This is a genomic window from Niameybacter sp., from assembly GCF_036655075.1.
Classification (GTDB): domain Bacteria; phylum Bacillota; class Clostridia; order Lachnospirales; family Cellulosilyticaceae; genus Holtiella.
Window position 1 is genome coordinate 1 of sequence record NZ_JAVVQU010000074.1, and the last position, 7,024, is coordinate 7,024.

The 7,024-nt window shown below is 35.5% G+C and carries 5 protein-coding genes; 4 read left to right on the forward strand and 1 reads right to left on the reverse strand.

Annotated features, from left to right (window positions below):
- Positions 1-294: 294 nt before the first annotated feature.
- Positions 295-942, forward strand: coding sequence for an SGNH/GDSL hydrolase family protein (locus RRY75_RS13420; protein ID WP_332494396.1), 648 nt, complete (start codon positions 295-297; stop codon positions 940-942).
- Positions 943-1,000: 58 nt separating this feature from the next.
- Here RRY75_RS13420 and RRY75_RS13425 read toward each other — a convergent pair whose 3' ends face one another.
- Positions 1,001-1,837, reverse strand: coding sequence for a helix-turn-helix transcriptional regulator (locus RRY75_RS13425; RefSeq protein ID WP_332494395.1), 837 nt, complete (start codon positions 1,835-1,837; stop codon positions 1,001-1,003).
- A gap of 122 nt (positions 1,838-1,959) precedes the next feature.
- Between RRY75_RS13425 and RRY75_RS13430 the strand changes: the two genes are divergently transcribed.
- Genes RRY75_RS13430 through RRY75_RS13440 form a run of 3 tightly spaced genes read left to right on the forward strand, consistent with a single transcriptional unit; the run spans position 1,960 to position 6,047 of the window.
- Positions 1,960-2,892, forward strand: a complete 933-nt coding sequence (locus tag RRY75_RS13430; RefSeq protein ID WP_332494394.1) for a glycyl-radical enzyme activating protein — start codon at positions 1,960-1,962, stop codon at positions 2,890-2,892.
- Positions 2,885-3,868 (forward strand): aldo/keto reductase, encoded by a 984-nt coding sequence (locus tag RRY75_RS13435; RefSeq protein ID WP_332494393.1) that lies wholly within the window; start codon positions 2,885-2,887, stop codon positions 3,866-3,868. Before RRY75_RS13430 ends, RRY75_RS13435 begins: the two co-directional genes overlap by 8 nt.
- A 4-nt stretch (positions 3,869-3,872) precedes the next feature.
- On the forward strand, positions 3,873-6,047 hold the full coding sequence (locus RRY75_RS13440) for a pyruvate formate lyase family protein (protein ID WP_332494392.1): 2,175 nt from the start codon (positions 3,873-3,875) through the stop codon (positions 6,045-6,047).
- The last annotated feature ends 977 nt before the right edge of the window (positions 6,048-7,024 follow it).

The window sequence follows — 7,024 nt, forward strand, 5'->3', positions numbered from 1 at the left end:
GCTCGTCGGGCTCATAACCCGAAGGTCTCAGGTTCAAGTCCTGACTCCGCAATTCTAAAAGACATAAACTTTTAAGTTTATGTCTTTTTATATTTTGAGGAGATTCTCATTTTAAAATATTTCTTTACCTATTAAATAATTCAAATCCTATTTAAATAGTGACATTAGAAAGTTTTTAAATGAATAGAGAAGTAAATAAAAAAGATTGTTAAATAAATTTTGTTTTTTGCAAAATTGAATGATATAATTTACATATGAAACGATACATTTAGATATGGGAGGAATAAATATAATATGTTAATAACAAAAGATAGTACATTTATTATGGTTGGAGATTCAGTAACAGATTGTGGGAGAAAGAGACCAGATGGAGAAGATATTAGTATTGGGAATGGTTGGGGAGATGGCTATGTTAATTTAGTTAGAAGTCACCTTGGTGCATTTTACCCTCAATATGGTATTAGAGTAATTAATAAAGGCAATTCTGGAGAACAGTCAAGTGATCTCTTACCAAGATGGGAAGAAGATGTGTTAGCATATAAGCCAGAATGGGTGAGTATTTTAATGGGTATTAATGATGTATGGCGTATATTTGATTCATGGAATATTACACAAAGTCATGGTAATAGAGAGGTTTATGAAAAAAGTATGCGTCATGTAATAGAAAACACCTTACCTGTTACAAAAAATATTATTCTCATGGCACCTTATTTCATAGAGTCTAACAAGCAAGATGCAATGAGACAAGAAATGGATGCCTATGGTGCAATCTGTAAGCAATTAGCAGATGAATATGGGCTATTCTTTATAGATTTACAAGCTACTTTTGACAGTGTGTTAGAACACGTTCATCCTATGTATTTTGGATGGGATCGTATTCATCCCAATGCAATAGGGCATACATTAATTGCTAAAAAGATTTTAGAAGTGATTGAAGCATAAGAATAAAAAGGAACACTTACGTTATTGTAAGTGTTCCTTTTTTGCTTCTTAAATTTAACTAGTAAGGTTTGGATAAGAATTCTTCCTTGTACTGGGTGGGTGTAATACGAAAGGACCGTTTGAATTCAGCACAGAAATAAGAGGGATCTTTATAGCCACAGGCAATCCCTATATCTTTTATTGCCATATAAGGGTAAGCGCGTATAAGTTCTTGTGCCTTAAACATACGCAACTTAATGAAGTATTTAATAGGAGAAGTTTGATAAAATTTCTTAAATTGACGACAAAGATAAGAAGGTGAAACATTGATGAGACCACTTAAAAAATCTATAGATAAATCTTCTTCTAAGTGGGTTTGCATATAGTGAATAATAGGATTTAGGAAATGCGTAGGGGTAAGGGATGGATTAATCGCCCACTTTAATGCCGTAATCTCTAAAATTAATGTATAGAGAATATGGGAACCTTGCAACTGGTTATACGTAGAGTCTTGAGCTAATGTGGTCACAGCTTGCTCAAAAATTGGGACTAAATGCGTAGAGTTAATAGATTGGAGCACACGATAGCCTGAAGGGGTCAGATGCGTTTCTAATAAAAGCGCTTGATTGCTTAAAAAACAAATCCAGTTAAGTAGCCAAGGTTCTTGACTATTAGGATGAGGACCATATTGATGAGGCACATGGGGGTTAAAAATAACAATATCCAGAGGTTCAATGTCATAATATATGCCCTCACATTGGAAAAAACCTTTTCCATCTATACATTGCATAATCTGATATTCATCAAAGCCGGTTTCTCTTTCAACAATACTACCTACAAATGAGGTAGCACAACGTGTAACATAAAAAGGTAAGGTGGTAATCTTAGAATCTAAAATAATATTTGAAAAGCCCATTTTCCAACTCCTATGTAAGTTCAATATTCTTATATAGTATACACTATAATGATATTTACAGGAAAAATCAATAAAAGTATACTACAAATAGCTTTAAAAATAAGCGTAGAAGGGGAAATGAAATGTCGGAAATAGATTATAAAAGGGGCTTGGTTTTCAATATTCAACGATTCTGTACAGATGATGGACCAGGTATTCGTACGACTGTGTTTTTGAAAGGGTGTCCCTTACGATGCGCGTGGTGCCATAATCTAGAAGGGCTAAGTCTTCATAAAACCCTTGAGATAGACCCTATAAAGTGTACCTATTGTGGTGCATGCAGTGCAGTATGTCAAAAAGGTTGCCATCAGATGATACAGAATACGGAAGAGACTGAGCATGTCTTGGATTTGAAGGCTTGTATAAGCTGTCATGCCTGCTTGCATAGATGCCCTCAGAAGGCAATTAAAGTGTGTGGGCAAGAGATGTGTGTAGATGAGATTATAGGCCTTGTTTTAGCAGATAGACCGTTTTATGAGACATCTGGAGGCGGCATGACTTTATCTGGAGGGGAACCTTTATGGAGAGGCGCATTTGCACTAGAACTATTAAAAAGAGCTAAAGAAGAGGGCATTCATACTTGTGTAGAAACAAGTGGTGCAGTCCAGACAGATACCCTTAAACAAGTGACACCTTATGTAGATCACTTTCTGTTTGATATCAAAGAAACGGATTCAGAAAATCATAAAAAATATATAGGACAATCCAATGACTTAATTTATTTTAATCTACATAAGTTAAACACTTTGCATCCATCCATTTTAATCAGATGCCCTATTATTCCAGGAATTAATGATCGTCAAGATCATTTTGACCAATTAGTACAATTGTATGCTTCACTTAAAAATGTGATAGGGATACAGCTTATGCCCTATCATCAACTAGGCGAATCAAAGAAGAAAAGATATGGTATAAAAGGGATGAGTCAAGGGTTTAGGGTACCATCTGAAGAAGAAGTCGCAAATTGGAACAAGTATATTCAACAAAAAATAGAAGAGGTGGCGAAAAATGATTAATAGAAAACTTGGGCATTCAACAATAGAGGTATCAGCATTAGGACTTGGGACCTGGGCAATAGGAGGTGGTGAATGGTGGGGAGATTCAGATGAAGAAACTTCTATTCAAACCATTCATGAGGCCATTCGATCAGGCATTACTTTAATTGATACAGCACCAGCTTATGAATTTGGAAAAAGTGAGGAAGTTGTAGGTAAAGCCCTAAAAGGCAAGAGAGACCAGGTGATTCTTTCTACTAAATGTGGCTTATGGTGGCACGATGAGAGAGGGTCTAAATTCTTTGAACAAAGTGGGCATGAAGTCAAACGTTGCTTAGAGCCAGATACCATTAAAAGAGAGCTTGAGCTAAGTCTTAGAAGATTAGATACAGATTATATTGATATCTACTTTACACATTGGCAGTCAGTGGCACCTTATATGACAGAGATTCGTAAGACTATGGCCTGTCTTATGGACTTAAAAAAACAAGGACTGATTCGTGCTATTGGCGCATCCAATGTGACACAAGAACATATTGAAGAATACTTAAAGTATGGAGAACTAGATGTTATTCAAGAAAAATACAGTATGTTAGACCGAAAAGTAGAACAGACATTAGGGGGATGTTGTGAGAAAAATAAACTGTCAATGATGACCTATTCTTCATTAGAACAAGGGTTACTGACTGGTAAAATAGGTATGGACTATGTAGTGAGTCCCAAAGAGGCACGTGCAGATATTCCTTGGTATGCTTTAGAAAAAAGAGTGAAAGTATTAGAAATGTTACAAAGCTGGGAAGGGCTCACTAAAAAATACAATTGTACACTTGCTCAATTAGTCATTGCATGGACCATGGCACAAAAAAATATGACCTATGTTTTATGTGGGGCAAGAAAGCCAGAACATATTAAAGATACAGCATGTGCAGCTCAAATTACACTTTCTCAAGAAGATATTCAAACAATGTGTACATCTATTACACGGATAGGAGCCTAGTCAAATGGATAAAAGATATAAGCTTTCACCGACTGCTAGATTTTTAGAAGCACATGGCATGCAATCAGCAGCATTATTTTATCAGAGTTTAAATGAAACAGTAGAAAGAAGAGCGGGAAGAGTCGTACAGTTTCATTTGCAAAATATAGATGTACCGACTTATACCACAGGACAAAGATTATTTGCAACGTACAGAGATGATATAACGGTAGGAAGAAAACATGATGATCTTTATGACTATGGGTGTACGGTAGATTGGAATGGCGTATGCTGGGTAGATGGGAATAAGTTCAAACGTCTGTTTGAAGAAGCACGTAATGAGCAAGAGCAGCACATTGTAAACAATGTTTTAGAAAATGCACGCCGTATGTATGCTATTCCAACACATACCAGATATGAACATGGAGGCTGGCATCATACAATAGATTTTAATAAGTTATTTCAAAAGGGCTTAAATGGCTATAAAAACGAAATAGTAGAAGGACTCACAAAAGATATAAGCGAAGAAAAAAGACAATTTTTATTAGGCATGCAAGATACAGTAGAAGGCGTAATAGCCTATGTAGAACGCTATAAGATAAGCTTAAAAGAGATACAAATTAAAAATCCTAAAGATAAAAACTTAGAACAGTTAAATAAAGCGCTTGAGTGCGTACCACTTGAGCCACCTACTCAATTTTATGAAGCATTTGTGATGCTACAAGCAGGCCTTTATCTAAGTAACTGTTTTGAGACTGGAAGAATAGATACTTTGCTTTATCCTTATTATAAAAAGGATTTAGAGGAAGGCAAAGTCTCACAAGAGAAAGCCTATAGTCTATTTAGAGAACTTTTTGAGGATATGGAGAAAAGACTTGGGCATCCTAGTGCAGTGCATGTGACCATAGGGGGAACGGACTTAGAAGGTCATGGAAGTTATAATACATTAACTCAAGTAGCTATTGAAGCAATTCGAGGATTACGCACACCTAATGTAACTTTAAGGGTAAGAAAGGATATGCCACAGGAGATATGGGAGGCGTGTCTTGAGAATATAGGTAAGGGATACGGACAACCTGCTATTGCCAATGAAGAGCTTTTCTTAAAGGGATTAATGGGTCAATATGAAGTACCTTTTGAAGATGCTATTGATTATGTATTTGGTGGATGTTCGGAGGTTATGATTCAAGGCAAGACCATGTGTGACTCAACTTGGGTATCCTATAATATGTTAGATATTTTAGAAGATACCTTACATACTAAGTTTATAAACTGTGAAAGCTTTGAAGCCTTTTATAGTCAGTTCAAACGCGATCTCCACTTAACGATTAAGGATTTAGGTGAACAGATTAATATAAGACAGCATGCAGAAGGACTTCACAAGGCAACACCAGTAGTAAGTCTCTTAACAGGGGATTGTCTTGAAAGGGGGAAAAGCGTATTGAATGGAGGGGCGCAGTACAACTTTGATTCCACTAATATCTATGGAAGTACCAATACGATTAATGCACTGTATACCCTGAAGCAATTTTACGATGGAGCATTTAAAGAGGTCTCTAAAGAAGCTCTTTTAGAAAGTTTTATAAACAGCTATCAAGATCAAGAAGCAATCTACAACCAGTGTAATGAAGTCTGTAAGTTTGGGAATTACAATGCAGCGCTGAATAGTCTAGCACATGACGTGATGGGCTTTGTATTTGATGAAATGGAAAAGCTTGTAGGCTATAGAGGGAATGGACAATTTATGCCAGCCATGATTGGATGGACAGATTGGATAAGTAATGGAAAAAAAATAGGGGCAACACCTGATGGGAGAAGAAGTAGTGAACCTTTAGCAGATAGTGCAGGACCTATGCAAGGGACTGATAAAGAAGGACCTACCTCCATGTTAGGTGCAGCAATGGCCATTCCACAAGATGGTTGCATAGGCACATGCATTGTTAACCTGAGATTAGATCCAAAGGTATTTCAGACTAGAGAAGGTAGGGATAAGGTAAAGCATTTATTACAAACCTATTTTGCCGGAGGAGGCAATCAATTACAAATTAATGTAGTAGATAAAGAAAGCCTTCAAAAAGCCTTAGAAGAACCAGATAAACATAGAGATATTATTGTAAGAGTAGGTGGATTTTCTGATAATTTTGTGCTATTAGATAGAACTATTCAAGAAGAAATCTTAAAACGTACCGAGTATAACTAGAACAAAAGCAGGGAAAATATGCGAAAATTATTATCTATTTTAATAGGCTTATTAATACTTTCATTGTTACTTATGATACAGCTACGTCCTTGAAATTCAGTACCTAGCTTCATAAATGACTTGATTGATTTAAAGAATACTTCTATGCTCCAACAGTTACCGTAGATTTCATATCTAATAGGGTATAATATAAGCAAATAAAACAAAAGAACCATGCGTCAACATGACTCTTTATGTTAGGCGAACATTGGCCCCCATATATAACAGATTCCAAAGAACTTTTAGAATTAACTTAAATGAAAAACGTAGAAGATAAGAAAGTATCAAAAAAATACTACATGTGAGTGCCCGATTAATCATTTAGTTGCATAGACATATTTTACACTGAAAAAGGCTGCTACACTAATTTATTAGTGCAACAGCCCCTTTTTTATGTCAGTATTAGCAAAGGAACTGATTAGAGCGTTTATAAAAGAGCAAGACTTTAATTGAATGTCTTAACGCCATCCTCCTAATCAAATTTGAAATACTTATTAGAAGTGGCTTTACGGGTCTTTTCTGTTTCAGCTTTTAGTAATGTTATATATCATCATCCCTTGATTAGTGAAGTATATAAAGTCTATATAAGTGGATGTATAATAGGTGGAAATCTGGAGATACTATAATAATAAGTGAGCAAGCTTTAATATAAGAAAAAAAGTTTTAAAATAGTGTTGACTTATGTCAGTACATGATGCATAATAGTACGAGTCAGCAGGGCACACGCCACTAAGACACAGGCCTTCAAGGCTTGGTAAATAAGAATAAATGAACTTTGAAAATAAAATAGTAACCATTAAACCAGTCGATTCATAGAACGAATCTTAATTTAACAAGAACTTGTTTCAAAGTTAAATTTTAGATGAGTTAACCCCTTTAGGGGAAAGTCACTTCGGTGACAAAGTCAGTACTACTTAACAGTACAAATTGTCAGATGA

Excerpts from the sequence above, each read along its gene's own strand:
- RRY75_RS13420 (WP_332494396.1), top strand. The coding sequence starts at position 295 with ATGTTAATAACAAAAGATAGTACATTTATTATGGTTGGAGATTCAGTA.
- RRY75_RS13425 (WP_332494395.1), bottom strand. The coding sequence starts at position 1,837 with ATGGGCTTTTCAAATATTATTTTAGATTCTAAGATTACCACCTTACCT.
- RRY75_RS13430 (WP_332494394.1), top strand. The coding sequence starts at position 1,960 with ATGTCGGAAATAGATTATAAAAGGGGCTTGGTTTTCAATATTCAACGA.
- RRY75_RS13435 (WP_332494393.1), top strand. The coding sequence starts at position 2,885 with ATGATTAATAGAAAACTTGGGCATTCAACAATAGAGGTATCAGCATTA.
- RRY75_RS13440 (WP_332494392.1), top strand. The coding sequence starts at position 3,873 with ATGGATAAAAGATATAAGCTTTCACCGACTGCTAGATTTTTAGAAGCA.